Origin of the sequence: Ciceribacter thiooxidans (genome assembly GCF_014126615.1) — a bacterium.
Classification (GTDB): domain Bacteria; phylum Pseudomonadota; class Alphaproteobacteria; order Rhizobiales; family Rhizobiaceae; genus Allorhizobium; species Allorhizobium thiooxidans.
In genome coordinates this window covers 634,776-656,517 of the sequence record NZ_CP059896.1, presented here as the reverse complement: position 1 = coordinate 656,517, position 21,742 = coordinate 634,776, and the positions used below count along the sequence as shown (strand labels likewise).

The following is a 21,742-nucleotide window of genomic DNA, read 5'->3' as shown; positions in this document are numbered from 1 at the left end:
TACCTCCGTCAATCCATAGCCTCTGACCCGGCCCTAAACCTTCCGAACACGAATCATGCTCCTTTCCGCCCTCGCCGCCCTTGTCGGCCTCGCATCGCTCTCTGCCGCCGGCACTGCGCTGCGGGCCCGCGCGATCGAACAGAGCGTCCCCAATATCGGCGAAAAAATTGATCTCGGCGGTTTCGCCATCAACGCATTGCACGTCCCGGCCGGACCGAATCCGGACCTTCCCCCATCGTCTTCATTCACGGCGCCAGTGGCAATCTGCGCGATCAGGCAACGACGTTTCTGAAACCTCTCCGAGACCGCGCCGAATTGCTCTTCGTCGACCGCCCGGGCCACGGCTATTCCGAACGCGGCGGTTCGGAAAACGCCTATCCGGGCGGCCAGGCGGCGGCCATTGCGCTGCTCATGGAAAAGCGCGGCATCGAGCGGGCAATCATCGTCGGCCATTCCTTCGGCGGCGCTATCGCGGCGAGCTTCGGCGTTCTGTACCCCGACAAGACCGTGGGCCTGCTGTTCCTTGCGCCAGCGACGCATCCCTGGCCGGGTGGCGTGGACTGGTACTATCGCCTGGCCTCCACGCCGGTCCTCGGCCCCCTTTTCTGCCATACGGTGGCGCTGCATGCCGGCATGGCACGGCTGGAAGCCGCCACCCGGAACGTCTTTCACCCCAATCCATGTCCCGACACCTATGTCGCAGACACTGCCCCCGCTCTCGTTCTGCGCCCCGCCACCTTCCGCGCCAATGCGAAAGATGTCGCCAATCTGCATGGCTACGTGTCGCGGTTCTCGCCCCGCTATCGCGAGATCAAGGCACCGACGGTGATCGTCACGGGTGACAGCGACGACATCGTTCTGGCGCAGATCCATTCTCTCGGGCTAGCCCACGACATCGAGGGATCCGAACTCGTCTGGATCAAGGGCCTCGGCCACAAGCCGGATTATGCCGCACGCCTTCTCGCAATTTCGGCGATGGAGAAGATTGCGGGCCGCAAACATGACCTGCAGGCCATGGCGCAGAGGCTGGACCCGGAGCGTTAAAGCGGGCGGTGTTGCGGCACCGGCTCCCGCCATGCGGCTGCATGGCCAGTAGACCCACACGGAACGTCCTTCAACCACGCATGAAAAAGCCGCCCTGGAGGCGGCTTTTCGTTCGGCGTTCGCGGCAGAGGTCGTCAGACGCCGCTCAGGCCATCCGATCCGATATAGGCGATCCGCAGCATGTTCGTGGAGCCCGGGGTGCCGAGCGGGACGCCGGCGGAGATGATGACCCGGTCGCCCGGCTTGCCGAACCCTTCCTGCACGACGATGCGGCAAGCGCGATTGACCATGTCGTCGAGATCGGTCGGCTCTTCCGAGACGACGCAGTGCAGGCCCCAGACCACCGAGAGACGGCGCGCCGTCTGGATGACCGGCGAGAGCGCGATGATCGGCACTTCCGGACGCTCACGCGAGGCGCGCAGGCCAGTGGTGCCGGACGAGGTGTAGCAGACGATCGCCGAGAGCTTCAGCGTCTCTGCAATCTGCCGGGCGGCGAGCGATATGGCATCCGCTCCGGTCGCCTCTGGCTGGGCGCGCTGGGCATAGATGATGCCCGGATAATGCGGCTCGCGCTCCACGGTAAAGGCGATCGAAGCCATGGTCGAAACCGCTTCCACCGGATACTGGCCGGACGCGGACTCGGCAGACAGCATGATCGCATCCGCACCTTCGAAGACGGCGGTCGCGACGTCGGAGACTTCCGCGCGGGTCGGAACCGGAGCGGAGATCATCGATTCCAGCATCTGGGTCGCGACGACGACCGGTTTGCCGGCCTTACGGCAGGCGCGGATCAGCTGCTTCTGCAGGCCGGGAACCGCTTCGAGCGGCATCTCGACGCCGAGGTCGCCGCGGGCCACCATCAGCGCATCGGAGAGCTCGATGATCTCGTCGATGCGCTCGATCGCCTGCGGCTTCTCGATCTTGGACATGAGTCCGACGCGGCCGCGCGCCACCTTGCGAACGTCGGCGAGGTCTTCCGGGCGCTGGATGAAGGAAAGCGCGACCCAGTCCACTTCACCGGTCGCGAGCACTGCGTCGAGGTCGGCACGGTCCTTGTCGGTGAGAGCGCCGACGCCGAGCAGCGTGTCGGGCAGGCTCACGCCCTTGCGATCGGAGATCTTGGTGCCGGAGACGACCGTCGTGACGATGCTCTTGCCGTCGCATTTTTCCGCGCGCAGGTGCAGCTTGCCGTCGTCGATCAACAACCGGTGGCCCGGCTTCACCGCTTCCAGAATTTCCGGATGCGGCAGGTAGACACGGGTGTTGTCGCCGGGCTCGTCACGGTTGTCGAGGGTGAAGGTCTGGCCCGGAACGAGCTCGACCGTGGTCGCTGCGAACTTGCCGACGCGGAGCTTCGGCCCCTGCAGGTCGGCGAGGATGCCGATCGGTCGGCCGCAGGCCGCCTCGACGCTGCGGATGCGCGCAATCAGCGTGCGCATCACGTCGTGGCTGGCATGGCTCATGTTGATGCGGAAGAGATCTGCACCCGCCTCGTGCAGTTTTCGGATCATGGATTCTTCGGAGGATGCCGGTCCGAGTGTGGCGAGGATCTTGACCTTGCGGTTACGCTTCATCAATTCTGGCTTTCTTGCGTGCCGGGCGTGTCGGAAAGCTGGACCATCCAGCTGCCCTGGCGGCCGGTGTCATATTCCTTGAAGCCCATCTGCTGATAGCCGCGTGCGTAGCAATCCTGTACGCCGACGATTTTGAACTCGTTCTCGGCGACGCACATCTTGATGTCGCCGGCCCAGCGGCCGCCGCGTGCGGCGTCTTCAGCATAGAGATAATAATAACGTGACTGGAGCTCGCCCTCGATCAGGGTCGCGCACGTCGCAGCCGGCACTTGCCACCAGCCCTCCGTGATCCACCCCTCCGCGGCGCGGTATCCGATGGCGACACCGACCAGGTTCTGCGTACCGTTGCAAACCCTGAATTCGGCATGGGCTGCACCCGCCGTCACCAGGGGAGCAAGAAAGGCTCCGGCAATGATCAGGCACTTCATGTTGCGCACGCTTCCGCGCGCGCTCTTGGTCGAATTTCGCTTCGGCACGATTTCCGATCGAACTCCATTCTGGTGCATCGGTTGCTTTCTTGCGATGATGAGGCGGGAATGTCAACTTAAGTCTAATCGATTAAATTTCAGACCTGAAGCATCGACCGCGATCTTGGCACAAACGTGACCCATGGGAAAGCTTGCGCTCCGCTTTCCCCATGTCATCAAACCGCAAAGCCAAACGGGCCCCCTCATCCATGCAAGACTTCACTGCATTCGAAATCATACCCGGCCACTATGACAGCGGCATGGTGCTGCTTGCCGACCATGCGATGAACCGCCTTCCCGATGAATACGGCCGGCTCGGCCTGGCCGAGGAAGCCTTCCGCCGCCACATCGCTTACGACATAGGGATCGAAGGCCTGACCCGCCGGCTCGCGGAGCGGCTGGGCGTGCCCGCCGTGCTCGGCTGCTTCTCGCGTCTGCTGATCGATCCCAATCGGGGCGAAGACGACCCGACGCTCGTCATGAAGATCTCCGACGGCGCGATCATTCCCGGCAATCATCCGATTACAGCGGAAGAATGGCAGGGGCGCATCGAGCGGTTCCACCGGCCTTATCACCGCGCCGTCGACGAGACGATCTCTGCGGTCGCCGAGAAATCCGGCAGGGCGCCGCTGGTGCTCTCGCTGCATTCCTTCACGCCGGCCTGGAAGGGCGTTCCTCGCCCCTGGCATGCCGCAGTCCTGTGGGATACCGACGACCGTGCGGTGCACCCGCTCCTCGATGGCCTGAGGGCCGACGGGGATCTCGTGATCGGCGACAACGAGCCTTATGACGGCGCCCTGAAGGGCGATACGATGTATCGCCACTGCATGACGAAGGGCATACCCCATGCGCTGCTCGAGGTGCGCCAGGACCTGATCGCGGGAGACGCGGGCATCGACGCCTGGGCCGAACGGCTGGCGCCGATCTTCACCGCGCTCAATGCCGATCCGGCGTTGCATGCCTACCGGCGCTTCGCCTCGCGCACCGGCGCCTATGACACCTGAGGAGGAGGCAACCCATGACAGATCTCACACCCGAACAGCAGAGAGATTTCGAGGCCGCAGCGTTCCGCCGGCTGGTCGCCCATCTCGGCAAACGCACCGACGTGCAGAACATCGACCTCATGAACTTTGCCGGCTTCTGCCGCAACTGCCTCGCCAACTGGTACCACGAAGCGGCACGCGAGGCAGGTACCGACCTCTCCAAGGACGAGGCCCGCGAACACGTCTACGGCATGCCCTACGAAGAGTGGAAAGCGCTTCACCAGAGTGAGGCGAGTGAGGAACAGAAGGCGGCGTTCGAGCGCAACAGACCGAAGGAATGAGGGCACAGCCGTCGAACCGGTCTTGACGCGGGCCGCACTTCGCGGCAGGTCAGCACCCATCCGAATTCGTTTCCAGAGATACAGGAGAATTTCATGTCTGATGCCCACGGCGTCGCCCGCGACCAGCTTCGCGCCTTTGTCGAAAGGATCGAGCGGCTGGAAGAAGAAAAGAAGACCATCGCCGACGACATCAAGGATGTCTACGGCGAAGCCAAGGGCACGGGCTTCGACACCAAGATCCTGAAGAAGGTCATCGCGCTGCGCAAGAAGGACGAGCAGGAGCGGATGGAAGAGGATCTGATCCTCGACACCTACCTGCATGCGCTCGGCATGATCGAGAGCCCGCCGGACGCGCAGTAAACTAAGGCATCACGGCCCGTGAACGAAAAACCCGCCGGGATGCCGGCGGGTTTTTTGTTGGAAATCATATTCCTGTCGAGCGTTCCGGGTCTCTCAGGGCGTCACCGGACCGAAGCGGCCAGAATCGACCGGCTGCGCACCACCCTTGAAGCCGACAGGATAGATCTTCGCCGGCTCGGCGCTGAGCGCACGGCTGACCACCCGCGGCGCCTTGACCGGCTTTGCCACGGTTTCGAACCTGTTCTGGCTGATCGCCCATTGCGACAGCATCGTCTGCGTGAGTGCCGTACCGCCGCTCATCGCGACGCGCGCTGCCTCGGCATCGGCGCGGCTCGGACGCCCGCCCTTCGCCGGCAAGCCCGCCTCGATGCCGGATGTCGCGGGCTTCTGTGCCGCCGGGGCATCGAAGACATCACCGAAATCGACGGTCCGGGACGAAGGCTCGGGCCGGGGATCAAGGGCGGCGACTTCGACAGGGGCGCCCTTTGCCTCTGCGGCGGCCGCATCGGCCTTCCGGCTTTCTTCGAGCGCTGCGGCGGCTTCGGGCGACAGAATCGCCTGTTCGATCTCGTCGGCTTCCGCCTCTTCCTGACCATCAGCCTGGGCGAGCAGAGCCTCGGCGACGGCCGGGCGGCCGACCGGGACGGGTACGGCAAAGTCTTCGGTCTGTGCGCCGGCCTGAGCGGGATCGACGGATGCCGTCATGATCTCGCCCTCGGCGTCGCCCTTCATGCCGCGCTGGCCGAGAAGGGTCGGAACCGGGATCTTGTACGTTTCGAGATCGGCAAAGGTTTCGCTGCCCTGCGGCGTGGCGGAAGCCACCTGCGACAGCGCCTCTTCAGCCGGATTGCGGGCGGGAGAATAAAGGGCGACGGCAAGGCTGGTATCGCCGGTCTGCGGCCGGAACGAGGGACGCGACAGCGGCACCGGAGCGTTGTCGACCGACGCCGACACGGCCTCGGCGGGCGCGGTCCCGACGACGGGCGCAGCGGCCGTTTCCACACCCGGAGGCGGGGCAGCCGAGGCCATCATCACAGGCGGCGAATTCGTCAGGACAGGTTGCTGCCGGGTGGCCGGGCGCTCGCTCGGCACCACGACATCTTCTTCCTCGTCCTCGTCGCCGGTTCCGAACAAGAAGGCGAGAAGGTTCTTGCGCTTGCCCGGTGCCTTGTTGTCGGCGACGACGATATCGGTGGAATTCAGCCGCTGCTTGTACTCGGCCATCGCCTGCTGGTAGCCGGGCAGAGGCCGGCCGTCGCTCGGAATGTGCAGCGTCTTGCCGTTCGGGAAGAGCCGGACGAGCTCGTTGCGCGACATGCGCGGCCAGGAGCGAACGCCGGCGACATCCATGTGGACGAAGGGAGAGCCGGAGTTCGGATAGTAGCCGACGCCACCGGCCTGCATCTTCATGCCGACCTCGCGCAGCGTCTTCAGCGAAACGCCCGGGATATAGAAGTCCATCGCCGTGCCGCGCATGTGCTGGCTTTCCTTGGCGACGCCCTTGGAGCGCTTGCGCAGCATCGAGTTCGTCTCGGGCGAGCGATAGCCGGACACGACGTTGATGTAGCCGCTAGCACCGGCCTGCCGGTAGACCTGCCAGACGAGGTCGAAGAGACGCGGGTTCATCTTCGTCGGCTCGTTGCGACGCCAGTCACGGAGAATGTAGTTGAGCTGCTTCAAACCGCTCGCATCGTAGCGACCGTTGCGCTTGAAGGTGATCGATGCCTTTTCGCCCGTATGAACGAAATGAATCTTCAGCGTGCGGGTTTCTGCTGCCGCGTCAGAGGCGGAAACGGCAAATGCGGCTAGCGAAAGAGCGGCGAACACGAAAGCCAGGAAGAGATGCCTGACGGCAGAAATCGCGTTTGCAGCTTTTCCCTTGCGCTCGGCACAGCCGAAAGGCGCGATCGTTGCATCCGTAATCTGCAATTCAATCCCCGTCCGAAAGACTGCGTCCCACGCTATCCAGATGAATGCCAAATGCGGTAACACCATGGCAAAACTGCCACAGATTTGCACTCAATCCATATATAGTGAACGCTTGCCTAACAAGTGATTTACTGCTGTTAACGGAATATATTTACCCGAGCGTTAACGGGGCTGCATTGACCTTGCTCAAGCTGCATCCTTCTGCGGATTGTCAGGATCGATTCCATAGTCCTTGAGCTTGCGGTAGAGCGTCGAGCGCCCGATTCCGAGCTTTCGCGCCACCTGGCTCATCTGGCCACGGTAGAACTTGAGGGCGAAACGAATCAGTTCCTCCTCGACCTCGGCAAGCTTGCGGACATTGCCGCTCTCGTCGGTGCTGACGATGACGTTCGTCCGCGCTGCCACATTTGCCGGCGCGACGGCCGGGGCTTGTCCTGATTCGGCCATGAACGGGGCGCCTGCGACCATGCTCGCTTGCTCTGCGGCAGGAGACGACGGGGCGCGCAGAAGGGAGGACGCAAACGTTCCGCCGCGGCCCGGAAGCTGCGCGGCCACCTGCGGGAAATCCCGCTCGGTCAGTTCGTTGCCTTCGGCAAGCACTACCGCGCGGAATACGGCGTTTTCGAGCTGGCGGACATTGCCCGGCCAGTCGTAGGCGGTCAGCAGCGCGAGCGCGCCCGAGCCGATGCCGAGCGGCCGCTGGAGACGCTGCTCGGCAGAGAACCTTTCGGCAAAGGCACGCGCCAGGTGGACGATGTCCTCCTTGCGGCGACGCAGTGCCGGTACGGTGATCGGGAAGACGCTGAGGCGATAGTAGAGATCCTCGCGGAAGCGGCTCGCCTTGACCTCCTCGATGAGGTCCTTGCTGGTCGAGGCGATGATCCGCACGTCGACCTTGTGCGGGTTGCGGCCACCGGCAGCGACGATCTCGCCCTTTTGAACGGCTTCGAGAAGCTTCGCCTGCGCGTGCAGTGGAAGGTCACCGACCTCCTCGATGAACAGGGTGCCGCCGTCGGCTTCCTTGAATTTGCCGATATGCCCCTCGTCGGCTCCATCCTGCTCCGGACGCCCGAAAAGCACCGCTTCGATGGTCGCATGCGGGATCGCCGCACAATTGACGGCGACGAACGGCCGGCCGGACCTTTCGCTGGCGGAATGGATGGCGCGGGCGAGCATCTCCTTGCCGACGCCTGCCTCGCCCTCGACCATGATCGGGAGGTGCGACTGGACGGCGCGACGGCCGAGTTCGAGCACGCGCGCCATGCCGGCGCTCGCCGCGATGATGTCACTGAAGGAGACCGAAGCCGAACGGCCGCGCTTGAGCGGGCGCCCAGAGCTATCGCCTTCATGCAGTTTCAGGGCATTGGACACGGCCGTGGCGATCCGTTCGAGCGAGGTCGGCTTGACGACGAAGTCGAATGCACCGGCGCGCATCGCCTCGACGGCCAGATCGGTGCCGCTTTCGGCTGTCTGGACGATGACGGGTACGTCGGCCCGCAGGCGATCGAGAAACGACAGCACGGAGAGGCCATTACCCTCCCCCGACTTGAGGTCGAGCAGCACGGCGTCGATCTCGCCGCGCATTTTTCTGAGGACTTCCAGTCCCGCCTGATCGTTTTCGGCCACGTGCACGGCATGGCCGCGACTTTCGATCACGGCCTTCAGCGAGCGACGCTCCTGCGGGTCGTCGTCAATAACGAGAATGTGTGCTGTCACTTTTCGAGCTCCCCGGAATCATTCCGACGCATCATGCGTTTGTGAACCTTCGAGCCCCGAGGCTGCCGGAGAGGCCTGAAAATCCGGTTTTCAAAAACATTCGCATTTTAGCGAATCGCGTTTTTGCACAGGTTGCGCCGTGAACCCGGGCCGGAGGCATGCCTTCTGCGGGCAAATTTCCGTCGCGATGTACGGTTTTCATCGGGCGCCGACTGCTCTAAACCTGACCGCCAATCGCCTTTGAAACGGAAGGACTGCCCCATGCGCCCACACCGGACCCCCGCCATCGCGCTCGCCGCCGAACCCGCCGTGGCTGCCGAGAGCGCGCCCGCACTCGGAACGCTGCCGGTCTGGAAGCTCGAGGATCTCTATCCGTCGCCGACCTCCGCGGAATTCAAGCGCGACCTCGAAAAGTCGGAGAAGGATACGCTCGCCTTCGAGGCGAAATGGAAGGGCAAGCTCGCAGAAGCGGCGGCCGCCACGGGTGACGAGGGCATCGGGGCGGCGCTTCGCGAATACGAGGCGCTCGACGACCTGTTGGGCCGCCTCGCCTCCTATGCCGGGCTCACTTACTATTCGGACATGACGAACACGGCGAACGGCAAGTTCTTCGGCGACGTTCAGGCGAAGCTGACCGATCTTTCGGGACATCTCCTCTTCTTCACCCTCGAGCTCAACCGCATCGACGACGCGGTCATGAACGCCTGCATGGACCGGGACTCGGCCGCCGCCCACTACCGCCCGTGGATCGTCGACCTGCGCAAGGACAAGCCCTTCCAGCTCGAGGACCGGATCGAACAGCTCTTCCTCGAAAAGTCTATGACCGGCGCCGGCGCCTTCAACCGGCTCTTTGACGAGACGCTGGCAAGCCTCCGCTTCACGATCGACGGCGAGGCGCTGCCGCTCGAGGCGACGCTGAACTTTCTGCAGGACGCCGATCCTGAACGTCGCCGAACCGCGGCACTCGCGCTCTCGGCAACCTTCAAGGAAAACATCCGCATCTTCGTGCTGGTGACGAACACGCTCGCCAAGGACAAGGAGATTTCCGACCGCTGGCGTGGTTTCCAGGACATCGCCGACAGCCGCCATCTTTCCAACCGCGTCGAGCGCGAGGTCGTCGATGCGCTGGCAAGCGCGGTCAAGGCCGCCTATCCCCGCCTCTCGCACCGCTACTACGCCATGAAGGCGAAATGGCTCGGCGTGGACACACTCAATTACTGGGACCGCAACGCACCGCTTCCGGAAACCTCCGATCGCGTGATCCCCTGGGACGAGGCGAAGGAGACCGTGCTTTCCGCCTATGGCCGCTTCGCGCCGGAGATGGCGGCGATCGCCGGCCGTTTCTTCGACGGCGGCTGGATCGATGCACCGGCGCGGCCCGGCAAGGCGCCGGGCGCCTTCGCCCATCCGACGGTGCCATCGGCCCACCCCTACGTCCTGGTGAACTATCTCGGCAAGCCGCGGGATGTGATGACGCTCGCGCACGAACTCGGCCACGGCGTGCACCAGGTGCTGGCCGGCGCGCAGGGCGCGCTGATGTGCCAGACGCCGCTGACGCTCGCCGAGACCGCCTCCGTCTTCGGTGAAATGCTGACCTTCCGCGCGCTTCTCGACCAAACGAAGGACCGGCGCGAGCGCAAGGCGATGCTGGCCCAGAAGGTCGAGGACATGATCAACACGGTCGTCCGCCAGATCGCCTTCTACGAATTCGAACGCAAGGTGCATGCCGCCCGCAAGGAGGGTGAGCTGACGGCCGAGACCATCGGCGAACTCTGGCTGTCGGTGCAGGCCGAAAGCCTCGGGCCGGCGATCAGTATTTCGGAAGGCTATGAGACGTGGTGGGCCTATATCCCCCACTTCATCCATTCGCCCTTCTATGTCTATGCCTACGCCTTCGGCGACTGCCTTGTGAATTCGCTCTACGCGGTCTACCGGCAGGCGGAGGCGGGCTTCCAGGACAAGTATTTCGAGCTCCTGAAGGCTGGCGGCACCAAGCACCACTCCGAACTCCTGAAGCCTTTCGGCCTTGACGCCACCGATCCGTCCTTCTGGGCCAAGGGCCTGTCGATGATCGAAAGCCTCATCGACGAACTGGAAGCGCTCGACGAGACTGCATGACGACGCCCGCCGCATCGCCGGCCGAAGCCGGCCGTTATGTCCTCTTCCGCGACGATACGCGCGGCGAATGCACGGTTTTTGCCGCGCCGTCGGAGATCATCGTCGCCCATGACGCCGACGGCTTCTTCACGGCACTTGCGCGCCTCGACGAGGCGCACCAGTCGGGCAAGTGGCTCGCCGGCTTCTTCTCCTACGAAGCGGGCTACCTCTTCGAGAAGAAGCTCGCGCCACGCGCCGCCGAAGATCGCGAGACGCCGCTCGTCTGCTTCGGCGTCTTCGATGCGCCCGCTGGCGACGATCACCCTCTCGCCGCACCCCGGCAGCGCAAGGAAAATGCGCCCTTCATCACCGAGCCGCACGCGGCCTGGGATTTTCCGTCCTATCAGCGCCGCTTCGACCGGCTGCACCGGCATCTGCGTGAGGGCGACTGCTACCAGGCAAACCTGACCATGCCGATCCGCGCCCGCTGGGACGGCGATCCGCTCGCCGCCTTCTGGTCGCTGATCGAGCGCCAGCCGGTGCGCTACGGCGCGCTCGTCGACCTCGAAGGGCCGGTCATCCTGTCGCGCTCGCCGGAACTCTTCTTCGCCGTCGACAAGGAAGGCTTCATCGAGACCCATCCGATGAAGGGCACGGCCGGCCGCGGAAAGACGCCGGCCGAGGATCGCGAGATCATCGCCGCGATGCTGGCCGACGAGAAGACGCAGGCCGAAAACCGGATGATCGTCGATCTGCTGCGCAACGACATTTCCCGCATCAGCGAGGTCGGAACGCTCTCGGTGCCGAAGCTCTTCGAGATCGAGACCTATCCGACGCTGCACCAGATGGTGAGCCATGTCCGCGCGAAGCTCTCGCCCGGCATCACCATAGCCGACATCTTCGCTGCACTCTTTCCCTGCGGCTCGATCACCGGTGCCCCGAAGATGCGCGCCATGGAAATCCTGCACGACCTGGAAGTCGGACCGCGGGACGTCTATTGCGGCGCGATCGGCTATATTGACCCGGCGGGGCCGATGCGTTTTTCGGTTGCTATCCGCACGCTTTCGCTTTTCAAGAATGGAGAGGCCGTCTTCAACGTCGGCGGCGGCATCGTCTTCGATTCGGACGCGAAGGCCGAATACGAGGAGTGCCTGCTCAAGGCGCGATTCGCAGTAGGGGACCAATGGATTTCTCGCTGATCGAAACCATGCGGTGGCAGCCGGGCGAAGGCTTTCGGCGGCTCGACCAGCACCTGCGGCGGCTGGCGCGTTCCGCCGATGCGCTTGGATTTCGCCAGCCGCAGAATCCCGAAGCCAAGCTCAAGGCGCTGAAGACCAGCGACGCGCCGCTGCGTGTCCGGCTCACCATGAACTTCCGCGGACAGGTCGAGGTGACGGCGACACCCTTCGAGCCGCAGGCGCCCGACACGGTTTGGAAGGTGCGTATCGCCAGGACCCGGATGGATTCCGAGGATGCCCTCTTTCGCCACAAGACGACGCGGCGGGAGCCCTACGAGGCCGCGAGGGCGGAGTTCACCCCCGAAGAGGCCGACGAGGTCCTCCTTCTCAACGAGCGCGGCGAGGTCTGCGAAGGCACGATCACCAATGTCTTCGTCGAGGACATCGGCGGGCAATATATTACGCCACCACTGTCGAGCGGGCTGCTGGCGGGCATTCTCCGGGCCGAACTGATCCGCGAGCGCAAGGCCCGCAGCTCGGTCTTGCGCCCGCAGGACCTCAAGGACCAGCCATTCTTTGTCGGCAACTCCCTGCGTGGCCTGATCCGGGCCGAACTGATCGAAAGCGACATCTGAATGCTGATACTCTCCCTCACCTACAAGAAGAGCCTCGAAGAAGCGGACCGCCTGATGGACCAGCATCTCGCCTGGCTCCAGCAAGGCTACGAGCGCGGCTGGTTTCTCGCCTCCGGACGCAAGGTGCCGCGGACCGGCGGCGTCATTCTTGCCGCGGGCGACCGCGCCGAGATCGAAGCCTTTGCCGCCACAGATCCCTTCGTGGTGAACGGCATCGCCGATTGCGAGGTCACCGAAACGCTGCTGACGACGGCAGCACCCGGTTTCGAAATCCTGAAATCCTGAGGGAACGGCGGCAATGGAGGTGACCACCACGACATCCGCCAGGCCGCCCCGCACACCCTATGACGGCTCGTCGACGCCCTTCACCATCGGCCTGCGCCCGCTCGACCTCCGCCGCTGGACCGAGCCGGACGAACAGCTCGCAGGCGAGCTTTCCGAGAAACGGCGCCTCTTCGGCCCTTATGCCGACGAGATCTTCATGGAAGCGCCGGACACCCGCGCCGGCCAGCAGGAATGCCTCGACCTGCTTTCCGACTATCTGCCGCGGGAACATGGAGAGATTTACCGCCGCGCCGGCGATGTGATGCACGTCGCCGGCCATTCGGTCGAGCTTGCCGACATGACGATGCCGCCGCTGCTGCGGGCGGGTTTTCTTGTGCAGGACGATCTCGTCCTGATGCGCCGGCGCGAGAACGGCTGGCAGATCGCCGCCGCCCATCTCTCCTTCCCGTCATCGTGGTCGCTTAAGGAGAAGTTCGGCCGCCCGATGGAGGAGGTCCACGCAGCCGTTCCCGGTTTTCAGGCCGGCACGCGCAATGCCACGCTCGTCAACCGCATCTTCGACGGTCTTCATCCCGACCAGCCGGCCGAACGGTTCAACTGGTCGATCAACTGGCGCCACGCCCTTTTCCACCCGCAATCGGCGAAGCTTCCCGTCGAACCGTCGTCGACGACAGTCGCGGCGGACGAAGCGATCGTCAGGGTCGAACGGCAAACCTTGCGCAAGCTGCCGGTCTCCGGCGACATCGTCTTCACGATCCGCATCTATCTCGATCCCATCCGCGCCTTCGCCACCCATCCGGCCGGCGCCGATCTTGCCGAAAGGCTGGCCAGGCAACTGGACGCGCTGACCGACGCACAGGTGAATTACAAGGGTCTCGCCGAAAAGCGCGACGAACTCGTTTCCTGCCTGCGCGGCGGCATGTTCTCGGGAAATAGAGACGAGAACGGCGCCGCCTGAGGCCCCTTTATTGTGTCAGAAATTTATGATCTAGAGCGTTCCGAGAACCGGAAAGGCCGCTGCAGCGAGGTTCTGCAAGGCCCGCGCGGTGGACTGCGCATCTGAAGGAGAGTGGAATGAGCAAGCAAGACTATCCGGTTCATGCAGAGATCACGGGCCCGATCGTGATGATCGGCTTCGGCTCCATCGGCCGCGGCACCCTGCCGCTGATCGAACGCCACTTCAAGTTCGACAAGAGCCGAATGGTCGTCATCGACCCGCGCAACGACGAAGCTCCGCTGCTCGCCGAGCACGGCGTCCGCCACATCCAGGCGCATGTCACCAAGGACAACTACAAGACGCTGCTGACGCCACTTCTGACCGACGGCACCGGCCAGGGCTTCTGCGTCAACCTTTCCGTCGACACCGGCTCGCTCGATCTCATGAGGCTCTGCCGCAAGCTCGGCGTGCTCTATATCGACACCGTCGTAGAACCCTGGCTCGGCTTCTATTTCGACAAGAACATGAAGAATGCCGACCGCACCAACTATGCGCTGCGCGAAACCGCCCGGCAGGAAAAGAAGAAGAATCCCGGCGGCACCACCGCCGTCTCCACCTGTGGCGCCAATCCGGGCATGGTGTCCTGGTTCGTCAAGCAGGCGCTGGTCAACCTCGCCAACGAAATTGGCCTCAAGTTCGACGAACCGGACCAGAACGACCGCGAAGGCTGGGCCCGCCTGATGAAGAAGGTCGGCGTCAAGGGCGTCCACATCGCCGAGCGCGACACCCAGCGCACCAAGCATCCGAAGCCGCTCGACGTCTTCTGGAACACCTGGTCGGTCGAGGGCTTCATCTCGGAAGGCCTGCAGCCGGCCGAGCTCGGCTGGGGCACCCACGAGAAGTGGATGCCGAAGAACGCCAAGAAGCACAAGAAGGGCTGCAAGGCCGCGATCTACCTGGAACAGCCGGGCGCGAACACCCGCGTGCGGAGCTGGTGCCCGACGCCGGGCGCGCAATACGGCTTCCTCGTCACGCACAACGAGTCGATCTCGATCGCCGATTACTTCACGGTTCGCGACAAGGACGGCGAAGTGACCTTCCGCCCGACCTGCCACTATGCCTACCACCCGGCGAACGACGCGGTACTCTCGCTGCATGAGATGTTCGGCAACGGCGGCAACGCACAGCCGGTGCTGCACGTGCTTGACGAGGATGAACTGGTCGACGGCATCGACGAACTCGGCGTGCTGCTCTACGGCCACGAGAAGAACGCCTACTGGTATGGCTCGCGCCTGTCGGTCGAAGAGACCCGCCGCATCGCCCCCTACCAGAACGCCACCGGCCTGCAGGTTTCCTCCGCGGTGCTCGCCGGCATGGTCTGGGCGCTCGAAAACCCGGAAGCCGGCATCGTCGAGGCCGACGAGATGGACTACAAGCGCTGCCTTGAAGTCCAGTCGCCTTATCTCGGTCCGGTCGAGGGACATTATACCGACTGGACGCCGCTCGACGGTCGCCCCGGCCTCTTCCCGGAAGATCTCGACACCAAGGACCCGTGGCAGTTCAAAAACATCCTCGTTCGCTGATCCACCGAGATCAGGAAAGACAGACCTTCGCCCGCCGCGCTCCGCGGCGGGTTTTCTTTTGGCAATGGTTAAACGACGACGCTCGGCATTGGAAAACCGCGCAAAGGCGGATACTTGGCCTTGCTTTCACCATTTGTTGGCGGCATGGTTCCGGGTCACAGGCTGGCCCAGACCATGTGGGGAAACAGGAATGAAAATCAGGAATCTCGGCGTTCTGCTTGTATGTGCCACCGCGTTGTCGGCATGCTACTCCAGTGGCCCGCGACCGCTGCCGCCGGTTCGCCAGGCGCCGACCGTCGAAGGCACGTGGGTCGACGCTAACGGACTTTTGTCGACATTCTCGAATGGACGATTCGAAACAAGAACTGCTGACGGAACAAACACGTTGATGGCCTCGGGCACGTACGTCGCGCAATCTGACGGCATCTACCAACTCAACATGTTCTCGAACTACAGCAAAACTAGCTCGCTGGTTAATTGCAGCGTAGGCGTTGGTAGTCAGCTGAATTGTACTACTCAGGAGGGAAAGCAGTTCTCGCTCGCCCGCCGGTCCTAGTCCCACCTCCGGTTTTCGCAGAGGATACGCCGGGCTGACAGTCCGGTGTCTCCTTGTGTGTCTTGCTCTGCTTGGCGCGTCCTGAAAACGCACCCGCCTTCCCTTCACGCGCATGTCGCCTCGCCGGTTTACCACGTCTGTGCCGGACGATAGGGCGACGTGTATTTGCTCTTGCGGTCTCCAGAACTTGGTGGAAACATCGCGCCGAAGTGAAGTCCCTTGAATACCGAGCGGAATACGAACGGCGGCTGAATAAGAAAGCCGCAGATACCAGGAGAAAACCGATGTTGAAACAATTTCAATTGGGCCTGTTGAGTGTCTCCGCGCTTGCCCTTTCGGCGGGCGCTGCCTTTGCGGACTTCGAGCTGAACATCCTGCACATCAACGACTTCCACTCGCGTATCGAGGCGATCAACAAGTATGATTCGACCTGCTCGGAGGAAGAGGCCGGCAAGAACGAGTGCTTCGGCGGCATCGCCCGCGTGAAGACCGCGATCGACACCCGCCGCAGCGAGCTCTCGGGCGGTAACGTGCTCGTCCTCGACGCCGGCGACCAGTTCCAGGGCTCCCTCTTCTATACGACCTACAAGAGCGCCCCGATCGCCGACTTCATGAACGGCATCGGCTTCGACGCCATGGCGATCGGCAACCACGAATTCGACGACGGCCCGGAAGAGCTCGCCCGCTTCATCGCGGCGCTGAAGTTCCCGATGATCTCCGGCAATACGCTCGCCGGCCTCAACACGCCGATCGCCGACAAGTACAAGCCCTACATCGTCAAGGAATTCGGCGGTGAGAAGGTCGCGATCGTCTCGGTGCTGGCAAGCGATACCGACGAAACCTCCTCGCCCGGCAAGGATGTGCTCTTCGCCGACGAGATCGGCTACCTGAAGGACGCGGTGAAGGAAATCGAGGCGACCGGCGTCAACAAGATCGTGCTGCTCTCGCATGTCGGCTACGTCAAGGACCAGGAGATCGCCAAAGCTGTCGACGGCATCGACGTGATCGTCGGCGGGCACAGCCACACGCTCTTGTCGAGCACCGACGAGAAGGCTGCCGGCCCCTACCCGACACTGGTCAAGTCGCCAGCGGGTGTCGATGTGCCGATCGTGACCGCCTACGCCTATTCGAAGTATCTCGGCGATCTGAAGGTCGTCTTCGACGATGCCGGCGTGGTCAAGTCCGCGGAAGGCGCGCCGAAGCTCCTCGATGCCTCCGTCAAGCCGGATGAAGGCTACACCGCAAAGGTTGCTGAACTGGCCGGCCCGATCGAGGAACTGAAGAAGAAGGAAATCGGCCAGTCGGCCGACGTCATCGACGGCTCGCGCGAGGTCTGCCGCGTCCAGGAATGCTCGATGGGCAATCTGGTCGCCGACGCCATGGTCGACCGCGTCAAGGATCAGGGCGTGACGATCGCCATCCAGAACGGCGGCGGTCTGCGCGCCTCGATCGACGGCGGCGTCGTCACCATGGGCGAAGTGCTGAGCGTGCTGCCGTTCCAGAACACGCTCGCCACCTTCCGTCTGAAAGGCGCCGATATCGTCGCCGCGCTCGAGAACGGCCTCGGCCAGATCGAGGAAGGCGCCGGCCGCTTCCCGCAGGTCTCCGGCCTGAAATACAGCTTCGACAAGTCGAAGCCGGCTGGCAGTCGCGTGATCTCCGTCGAGGTCAAGGACGGTGACGCGTTCGTTCCGCTCGATCCGGCCAAGACCTATGGTGTCGCGACCAACAACTACATGCGCGCCGGCGGCGATGGCTACAAGATCTTCGCGACCGCCGGGACGAATGCTTACGACTACGGTCCGGGCCTGGAAACGGTGGTGGCCGATTACATCGCCAAGAACAGCCCCTACAAGCCGTATACCGACGGCCGCGTCGCGGAAGTCGCAGGCGCCGCACAGGCCCCGGCAGCCACCGCTCCCGCGACGGAAACGCCGGCACCGGCGCCGGCCGATGCGGCGGTTGCGACCGTCAAGACCTATTCGGTGACCGCCGGCGACAGCCTCTGGAAAATCGCCAAGGAACTCTTCGGCGACGGCATGATGTGGTCGAAGATCGCCGAAGCCAACAAGCTGAAGAACCCCGACTTCCTGATGGTCGGCCAGGAACTCGAGGTCCCTTCGAAGTAACGTCACTTTGATGTTGTCGAGCCGCCGGTCCGGGCTTCCCCGGACCGGCTTTTCTTTTTAAGTAAAGTCTTACACGCGACGCTTGGTACCCCGCCAAGAGCGACACAGGATCAGGACTAAACGATGACAGCCGACCTCACCCACCTGCCCGCCAATCACCCGCCCGTTCGCTTCGGAAAGGTCGGCGTCCTTCTGGTCAATCTCGGCACGCCGGATGGCACCGACTACACGTCGATGCGGCGTTACCTGAGGGAGTTCCTGACAGACAGGCGCGTCATCGAATGGTCGCCGTGGAAGTGGTACCCGATCCTCTTCGGCATCGTTCTCAACACCCGTCCCCAGAAGGTCGGCAAAGCCTATGCCGAAATCTGGAACAAGGAAAAGGACGAGAGCTACCTGCGCACCTATACGCGCAACCAGTCGGACCTCCTGACCGAGGCACTCCGGGACCTGCCGGACGTCGTCGTCGACTGGGCAATGCGCTACGGCCAGCCGTCGATCGCCACGAAGATCGACGCGCTGCAGGCGGCTGGCTGCGACAAGATCCTGCTCTTCCCGCTCTATCCGCAATATGCCGCCTCGACGACGGCGACCGTCAACGACAAGGCCTTCGAGAAGCTGATGGCGATGCGCTGGCAGCCGGCGCTGCGCACCGTGCCGCAATACCATGACGACCCGGAATACATCGACGCATTGGCGGTGTCGGTGGAAAAGACGCTCGCCGGTCTCGACTGGCAGCCGGAAATGCTGCTCGCCTCCTTCCACGGTATCCCGCAATCCTACTTCAAGCAGGGCGACCCCTATCACTGTTTCTGCCAGAAGACCGGACGGCTGCTGCGCGAGCGTCTCGGTCTGCCGAAGGACAGGTTCATGGTAACCTTCCAGTCGCGGTTCGGGCCGGAGGAGTGGCTGCAGCCCTACACCGACAAGACCGTCGAGAAACTCGCCACGGAAGGCGTGAAGCGGATCGCCGTCATCAATCCGGGCTTCGTGTCCGACTGTCTGGAGACGCTGGAGGAAATCGCCGGCGAGGCCGCTGAAAGCTTCCACGAGCACGGCGGTGAAAAGTTCGTCCACATCCCCTGCCTCAACGACAGCCCCGAAGGCATGCGCGTGCTCGAAAAAGTTGTGCGCCGGGAACTGCAAGGCTGGGTCTGACACTCCAGCCCCGACGAATTCCCGCTGTTGTTTCTTGCGCTTAACGTGCCGAAGTGATCAATTGGCCTACACCGTATAGAGGAGGGCAGAAATGGGTCTCGCCGGTTCAGATATCGTCGTCATTGCGCTCGTGGCGCTCGTCATCCTGGTCCTGTTTGCCGGGATCAAGACGGTGCCGCAGGGCTTCCGCTACACCATCGAGCGCTTCGGCCGTTATACCCGCACGCTGGAACCGGGCCTCAACCTGATCGTCCCGTTCATCGAGCGGATCGGCGCCAAGCTGAACGTCATGGAACAGGTGCTGGATGTTCCGACCCAGGAGGTCATCACCAAGGACAATGCCAGCGTCTCCGCCGACGCGGTGGCCTTCTACCAGGTGCTGAACGCCGCACAGGCGGCCTATCAGGTCGCCAATCTCGAAAACGCGATCCTCAACCTCACCATGACCAACATCCGTTCGGTCATGGGTTCGATGGATCTCGACGAATTGCTCTCCAATCGCGAGCAGATCAACGAGCGGCTGCTCAGGGTCGTCGACGAGGCGGTCGGCCCCTGGGGCATCAAGGTCACCCGCATCGAGATCAAGGACATCCGCCCGCCGGTAGACCTCGTCGACGCCATGGCACGACAGATGAAGGCGGAACGCGAAAAGCGCGCCCAGGTTCTCGAAGCCGAAGGCTATCGCAACGCGCAGATCCTGCGCGCCGAAGGTGCCAAGCAATCCGCCATCCTGGAAGCGGAAGGCCAGCGCGAGGCCGCCTACCGTGAGGCCGAGGCCCGCGAACGTCTGGCGGAGGCCGAAGCCAAGGCGACGCAGATGGTTTCGCAGGCGATCGCCGCCGGCGACATCAACGCGATCAACTACTTCGTGGCGCAGAAATATACCGAGGCGATGACCTCGATCGGCACGGCCTCCAATTCGAAGATCGTGCTGATGCCGATGGAAGCCTCGAGCCTCATCGGCACGCTCGGCGGCATCGGCGCCATCGCCCGCGAGGTCTTCGGCGAGGCACCTGCGCAGCCACCCCGCCCGCGCATGGCCCCTGCCCGTTCGACATCGGCCCGTACGACGCCGGCGGTGAATCCCTTCGCGACCGACCGGCCGAGCGAGGAGACCTGAGCCATGCTGATGCGCCTGATCAGCGAACTCGGCCCATGGAGCTGGTGGCTCTTCGGCTTCCTTCTGCTCGCTGCCGAGCTGGCCTTGCCCGGCGTCTTTCTCGTCTGGATCGGGGCCGCCGCACTGCTGACAGGCCTCCTGTCCATCCTGCTCTGGACGATGGGCTTCTGGGTCTGGCAGCTGCAGTTTCTCGTCTTCGCCGTGCTCGCCGTGGCTGCGACCTTCGCCGGCCGCCGCTTCCTGTCCTCGGGCGCGCAGATAACGGACGAACCGCTGCTCAACCAGCGGGGCGCGAGCCTCGTCGGGCGGACGGCCACTCTTGCCGAACCGATCGTCGAGGGGCGCGGACGTATCCGCCTCGACGACACTTACTGGTCGGTCATGGGACCGGACCTGCCGGCGGGCACCAGGGTGAAGGTCGTTTCGGGAACGGGACGGGATCTGGTGGTGGAGGCGGCCTGACCGGAGATCAGGCGACGCCGATCCGCAGCAGGTCGTGGAAGTGCACGATGCCGAGCGGCGTGCGGTCCTCGTCGGCGACGAAGAGCGCCGAGATGTTGTGCTGGTTGAGCAGACCCATCGCGCTCGTCGCAAGCGTCGAGGGTGCGACGATCTTCGGATTGCGGGTCATCACGTCATCCACGGTCAGCCCCGCGAGATTGCGATCGAGATGACGGGCGATGTCGCCGTCGGTGACGATGCCGCAGAGCGTGCCCTGCCCATCGACGACGCCGACGCAGCCGAAGCGCTTCATTGACAGCATGGTGATCGCATCCGGCATCGAGGTGCCGAGCGGGACGAGCGGGATGCTGTCACCGGTGTGCATGATGTCGGTCACGTGCGTCAGCATCGCGCCGAGCTTGCCGCCCGGATGGAAGGTGCGGAAATCGAGCGCCGTGAAGCCGCGCGCTTCGAGGAGCGCAACGGCGAGCGCGTCACCCATGGCAAGCTGCATCATCGTCGAGGTCGTCGGTGCGAGACCGTGGGGGCAGGCTTCCTGCTCCTTGGGCAGCAGAAGCACGATGTCGGCCTCGCGCGCGAGCGTCGAGGTCTCGCCGGCCGTCATCGCAATCAGCGGAATGGAGAAGCGCCGCGAATAGGAGAGGATGCCGTGCAGTTCGGTGCTTTCGCCGCTCCACGACATCGCGAGGATCACGTCGTCGCGGGCGATCATGCCGAGGTCGCCGTGATTGGCTTCCACCGGATGGACGAAGAAGGACGGCGTGCCGGTCGACGCGAAGGTCGCGGCGATCTTGGAGCCGATATGGCCGCTCTTGCCGACGCCGCTGACGACGACGCGGCCGGAAATGCTGCCGATCACCTTGATCGCGTTGCAGAAGGGACCCGCGAGGGATCCGGTGAGGGCACCTTGAAGGGCGTCCAGACCACTCTTTTCAGTTGCAACGGTGCGCAGGGCGGATTCGATAGCCCCGGCTTCGACGAGTTTGACAGCGCGCTTGATCATGGGCGACCCATACTGCTTTTGCCTTTTCTTGTCCACATTTCCATGCCTGCTGCGGCTTTCGGTCCACACATCTTGCACAACCTGGTGGCGTCGCTGCCACAGGAGGCGGCCCGGCACCGTGCTGCGGCGGGTACGGTCGCAACCAAACGTTAACCACATGGCTTTAGTCGGCTATTCGGAAATCG

19 protein-coding genes and 1 pseudogene are annotated in these 21,742 nt (G+C 63.6%); 15 read left to right on the top strand and 5 right to left on the bottom strand.

All coding sequences use genetic code 11. The features are described 5' to 3' along the window. Positions 1-55: 55 nt before the first annotated feature. Positions 56-1,044: pseudogene (locus H4I97_RS02965) on the top strand (alpha/beta fold hydrolase). Positions 1,045-1,178: 134 nt separating this feature from the next. Here the strand turns inward: H4I97_RS02965 and pyk are convergent. Together pyk and H4I97_RS02955 are read right to left on the bottom strand one after the other, a co-directional pair. Next, positions 1,179-2,618 carry a pyruvate kinase gene (pyk, locus tag H4I97_RS02960; RefSeq protein ID WP_112689867.1) on the bottom strand — a complete coding sequence of 480 codons (1,440 nt, stop codon included), beginning with the start codon at positions 2,616-2,618 and terminating at the stop codon, positions 1,179-1,181. Then, positions 2,618-3,046: a DUF1036 domain-containing protein gene (locus H4I97_RS02955; protein WP_182307523.1), complete on the bottom strand. Its 429-nt coding sequence runs from the start codon at positions 3,044-3,046 to the stop codon at positions 2,618-2,620. Before H4I97_RS02955 ends, pyk begins: the two co-directional genes overlap by 1 nt. A gap of 248 nt (positions 3,047-3,294) precedes the next feature. Here H4I97_RS02955 and H4I97_RS02950 point away from each other — a divergent pair, with 248 nt between their 5' ends. The 3 genes from H4I97_RS02950 (at position 3,295) to H4I97_RS02940 (ending at position 4,769) form a co-directional block, all read left to right on the top strand. Beyond that, on the top strand, positions 3,295-4,089 hold the full coding sequence (locus H4I97_RS02950) for an N-formylglutamate amidohydrolase (RefSeq protein WP_182306464.1): 795 nt from the start codon (positions 3,295-3,297) through the stop codon (positions 4,087-4,089). Positions 4,090-4,103: 14 nt separating this feature from the next. Continuing rightward, positions 4,104-4,409, top strand: coding sequence for a DUF1244 domain-containing protein (locus tag H4I97_RS02945; RefSeq protein WP_182306463.1), 306 nt, complete (start codon positions 4,104-4,106; stop codon positions 4,407-4,409). A 93-nt stretch (positions 4,410-4,502) separates the two neighbouring features. Further along, positions 4,503-4,769: a DUF2312 domain-containing protein gene (locus H4I97_RS02940; protein WP_182306462.1), complete on the top strand. Its 267-nt coding sequence runs from the start codon at positions 4,503-4,505 to the stop codon at positions 4,767-4,769. 93 nt (positions 4,770-4,862) lie between these two features. Here the strand turns inward: H4I97_RS02940 and mepK are convergent, their stop codons facing one another. Both mepK and H4I97_RS02930 read right to left on the bottom strand, forming a co-directional pair. Beyond that, the gene (mepK, locus tag H4I97_RS02935) at positions 4,863-6,764 is read right to left on the bottom strand and encodes a peptidoglycan L,D-endopeptidase MepK (RefSeq protein WP_182306461.1); all 1,902 of its coding nucleotides are present in this window, start codon (positions 6,762-6,764) and stop codon (positions 4,863-4,865) included. Between the two features lie 120 nt (positions 6,765-6,884). After that, a complete protein-coding gene (locus H4I97_RS02930; RefSeq protein WP_182306460.1) occupies positions 6,885-8,414 on the bottom strand; it encodes a sigma-54-dependent transcriptional regulator in 1,530 nt (509 codons plus the stop codon). Positions 8,415-8,675: 261 nt separating this feature from the next. Here H4I97_RS02930 and H4I97_RS02925 point away from each other — a divergent pair, with 261 nt between their 5' ends. The 11 genes from H4I97_RS02925 to H4I97_RS02880 all read left to right on the top strand — a co-directional run bounded on the left by H4I97_RS02925 (position 8,676) and on the right by H4I97_RS02880 (position 20,554). Then, positions 8,676-10,532 carry a M3 family oligoendopeptidase gene (locus H4I97_RS02925; protein ID WP_182306459.1) on the top strand — a complete coding sequence of 619 codons (1,857 nt, stop codon included), beginning with the start codon at positions 8,676-8,678 and terminating at the stop codon, positions 10,530-10,532. Beyond that, on the top strand, positions 10,529-11,710 hold the full coding sequence (locus H4I97_RS02920) for an aminodeoxychorismate synthase component I (protein WP_182306458.1): 1,182 nt from the start codon (positions 10,529-10,531) through the stop codon (positions 11,708-11,710). The genes H4I97_RS02925 and H4I97_RS02920 overlap by 4 nt, the downstream gene beginning before the upstream one ends. Further along, a complete protein-coding gene (locus H4I97_RS02915) occupies positions 11,695-12,324 on the top strand; it encodes an aminotransferase class IV family protein (protein ID WP_182306457.1) in 630 nt (209 codons plus the stop codon). The genes H4I97_RS02920 and H4I97_RS02915 overlap by 16 nt, the downstream gene beginning before the upstream one ends. Further along, a complete protein-coding gene (locus H4I97_RS02910; protein WP_182306456.1) occupies positions 12,325-12,609 on the top strand; it encodes a YciI family protein in 285 nt (94 codons plus the stop codon). It abuts the gene before it with no gap. A 13-nt stretch (positions 12,610-12,622) separates the two neighbouring features. Then, complete coding sequence (locus H4I97_RS02905) at positions 12,623-13,567, top strand: heme-dependent oxidative N-demethylase family protein (RefSeq protein ID WP_182306455.1); 945 nt, start codon at positions 12,623-12,625, stop codon at positions 13,565-13,567. Positions 13,568-13,683: 116 nt separating this feature from the next. Next, positions 13,684-15,129, top strand: coding sequence for a homospermidine synthase (locus H4I97_RS02900; RefSeq protein WP_182306454.1), 1,446 nt, complete (start codon positions 13,684-13,686; stop codon positions 15,127-15,129). Positions 15,130-15,193: 64 nt separating this feature from the next. Continuing rightward, entirely contained in the window at positions 15,194-15,685 is a 492-nt protein-coding gene (gene omp10 / locus H4I97_RS24955; protein ID WP_483296243.1) for an outer membrane lipoprotein Omp10, read from the top strand. 284 nt (positions 15,686-15,969) lie between these two features. Continuing rightward, entirely contained in the window at positions 15,970-17,814 is a 1,845-nt protein-coding gene (locus tag H4I97_RS02895) for a 5'-nucleotidase C-terminal domain-containing protein (RefSeq protein WP_182306453.1), read from the top strand. A gap of 123 nt (positions 17,815-17,937) precedes the next feature. Beyond that, complete coding sequence (hemH, locus tag H4I97_RS02890) at positions 17,938-18,972, top strand: ferrochelatase (protein ID WP_182306452.1); 1,035 nt, start codon at positions 17,938-17,940, stop codon at positions 18,970-18,972. A gap of 91 nt (positions 18,973-19,063) precedes the next feature. Continuing rightward, positions 19,064-20,092 (top strand): SPFH domain-containing protein, encoded by a 1,029-nt coding sequence (locus H4I97_RS02885; RefSeq protein ID WP_182306451.1) that lies wholly within the window; start codon positions 19,064-19,066, stop codon positions 20,090-20,092. A 3-nt stretch (positions 20,093-20,095) separates the two neighbouring features. Beyond that, a complete protein-coding gene (locus H4I97_RS02880; RefSeq protein WP_182306450.1) occupies positions 20,096-20,554 on the top strand; it encodes an NfeD family protein in 459 nt (152 codons plus the stop codon). 7 nt (positions 20,555-20,561) lie between these two features. Here H4I97_RS02880 and H4I97_RS02875 read toward each other — a convergent pair whose 3' ends face one another. Further along, complete coding sequence (locus H4I97_RS02875; protein ID WP_182306449.1) at positions 20,562-21,557, bottom strand: KpsF/GutQ family sugar-phosphate isomerase; 996 nt, start codon at positions 21,555-21,557, stop codon at positions 20,562-20,564. Between the last annotated feature and the right edge of the window lie 185 nt (positions 21,558-21,742).